This is a genomic window from Pleionea sp. CnH1-48 (assembly GCF_024124665.1).
Classification (GTDB): domain Bacteria; phylum Pseudomonadota; class Gammaproteobacteria; order Enterobacterales; family Kangiellaceae; genus JAMXSB01.
In genome coordinates this window covers 1-3,140 of the sequence record NZ_JAMXSB010000034.1, presented here as the reverse complement: position 1 = coordinate 3,140, position 3,140 = coordinate 1, and the positions used below count along the sequence as shown (strand labels likewise).

The following is a 3,140-nucleotide window of genomic DNA, read 5'->3' as shown; positions in this document are numbered from 1 at the left end:
GCATTCGCCAAGACCTGTCGGTTTTGCCATTGACCTGCCTGATAAGTATTCTTTATCACAAAATGCGCGGCTCCTGCTGATATCACTGAGCGGCCCGTTTGTGTGAGAACATTCTTAAAGTTAAAGGCACTACCTTGAGTATCTGGCAGTCTTGGCTCTTTACCGCCCAATGCCTGATTCACTGACGCACTAATCACCGAAGTCGCCACGTCACTCCAACGGAAACTCGCATCCTTCGCTCCCATCAGTTTGCCTGCCGCCACACTCGCTGGCACCGACAACGCGGCCTGACTCACACCCCGCAAGTATTGGTTGGTCGCATCCGAAGCCCCTTTGATAAGCTTCGCATCTTTTAACGCAGAGCCTATGCCCACAGTCGCTATGGACGTTAAACCGCTCACCATGGCCTGATTAGTATTGATGTCATCGACAACACCGAAAGTGCGCCCCGTCACCTGACTTGCCAGATTGCCAGCAACACCGCCTACAAATGCAGAAGCCGCTGTTGTCCCTGTGAAACCTAAGCCACCACTGAGGACACTGCTACCAACACCCCAGACCGACTGACCGACTGCTCCTGCAGCCTGAGCAAAAGCCCCCGCCGTATACACCGTCACAATCGCTGCTACAGCCACCATGACCAGCATGGCTACCTGATTACATTCTGCCTCTGGTGGATTCGGAACATAAGGCAAGTTCGGTGTGATATCCCCTATCATTTCACTCGGGTTATATACCTTAAAGTCCGCCGCATCATTAAAGCCATTGCTCACCGCCGGTATCGTTAAGGTCTGACCCGCCGCTAGTTCATCATTCCCCTGCAAGCCATTCGCATCCGCTATCACATACCATAAACTCTCGGTGCCATAAAAACGCAACGACAATGATCTCAAACTGTCGCCCTGATTTACAGCCACCTGCGACTCATTCAACTGGGACGAGGAGGTCAACATCTGATACGACGCCGAATCCCCCAGATTAAACTCACCCAACGGTGACACATTCACGATTTCCTGACCGCTCGAGTAATAGTAATAACGCAACGCATCGTTGTAACGATTATCATCGTCGTACACATAACGCTGCTCATCCGTGTTGTAGATTCGCGTTTGCTTTAACCAGGCTCGACCATCCCCCTGATATGACAAGGTTCGGTGTTGCTCTTCATTTAACGCATCGCTTTTGTAACGCTCAACAATATGCGTCGCCAGCCCCGCTTCGTTAAACAACGTCTCAGTCTCACCTGGCTTTAACTGCGATTGAGTACTCTCTCCCTGCACCATACGCACCTGATAATCATCACCCTGACGATAATGGTAACGATAGGTATTCGTGTAGCTGTTTAAATCTTCGTTGTAAGTTTCACCATACGCTGTGTTTTTCTTCTCATAGCGATAACCTTTCATACGGCCCGCTGCATCGTAACCTGCTATCACTTCTCCTTGACTGTCTTCTTCACGCTCATAGGTCGACACCGACATCTCTTTCAGATGCTCACTGCCACCCAACCGCATCGCTTCATAGGCCGCATCAATGATTGGCATCGCATTCGGATTACCTCCTCGTCCGGCCACCCAGTTTGCATCCTGCAGAATCGCTTCAAAGTGATTATGCTCAACCCCCCAGCTCGATACCTTCAGCACACGTCCATCCATATCGTATTGAGTCCGTTGCTCCGATTCGCGTATCCCCGTTAAGTCACGGCTAAATTGACGAAAACTATAATCATCCTCACCACCAAAATATTGCGCACTCATCACCACACGACCTGCCAGGTCATACGACTGCACGGATGCTCGACGCCACAAGCCCGTCACCGCATTCAACGGCTCCGCATGGGCATACACCTGCTCTCGTATCGCAGCATTCGACCAGTCAATAATACCCAGCGAGCTAAAAGTATCATCTCCATCAAAATCGCTATTAAGGTGCGACTCCTCTACCAACTGCCCTCGCTCATTGTACTCATAACGTCTCACCTCAGCCTCAACAGGCGTTGAGCTGTCATTATCGTCGTAACGTACCGTCATTACCTGATTGCCGATAGCATCGTAACGAATATGGAATCCCTGTTCCGCAGTTGGAGTAATCGTGGTAACCCCTTTATTGTTCGGTTTCAGCTCGCCCTCTGCCACCACCACACGGTTATTGCCGTCGTAGGTGTACCAGTAATCCTTCTCATCTCGATGGCTCCAGTCCAGCAACCATGGCATATAACCTCGACGGACACCGCCCTTGTTAACGGTCGTCGTATTGTCAATCTCTGTCCCGCTGGTTTTAAATTCAAAACTTGACTCAGCATCCTGCACCGGGCTCGCTGTAGTGTTGGCTGGGCTCGTCTTGGCCACCGCATCGGGATTGTCTTCAATCTGTAAGCGCAACGTCTGATACACATGCTTACCGTTCTCATCCAGCGCCCAGATTCGGACCTCATACACACCAAACTCGCTCTCACCACTTTGATGTTGAGCCGCATCCGCAGGTGCATCCACCGTTAAGGTCAGCGCACCATCCACAACACTCAACGACACCCAGTCCGGCAGCGCCTGATAATCAAAGTGCCACCGCTGCTCTGTCACATAACCGTTGTTACCGCTATTATTAGTCGGCTCATCCCCCAAGCCAAACTCAGGAAGTAACGACACATCCGGTTCCAGTCTCCCACCCGAACCGCTGTTCGAACCGCCATTAGCAGGCACCAACACATCACCGAATGTCCCCACACCCCAATTAGCATGGTACAGAGTGTATTCATCCACTCCCTCAAATAGCGACGATACATTCAAGTTGGTGGCTTCTCCTTCACGCGCCGTATAACTCAAGGTCGCATTCGTCGATGTATCCAGCAATGGATGTGACTCTCGATTATCCCCTGTATTCTGGAACTTTGACGCCAATATTCGCGTCTGCCGACGATTGCCTGCTTCGTCATAATAGTACTCCGCATGCATCACATCCCTATCCGTGGTCAAATCTTTTGTCTGCACTCGAATCAGACGATTCTGAGTGTCGTACAAGCTCACCGTCTCACGCGAATAATGCAAACCATTACGTAAGCTACCATCATACACTTCACGCACTCGGCGACCAGCCGAGTCATAACCATACAGTGAAACAACCCCCATATCTCGGTCATCAGT

1 protein-coding gene is annotated in these 3,140 nt (G+C 50.9%); it reads right to left on the bottom strand.

Annotated elements, in window-relative coordinates; genetic code table 11:
* On the bottom strand, positions 1 to 3,140 hold a 3,140-nt coding region (locus NH399_RS25220; protein ID WP_253044286.1), incomplete at both ends, for a LysM domain-containing protein.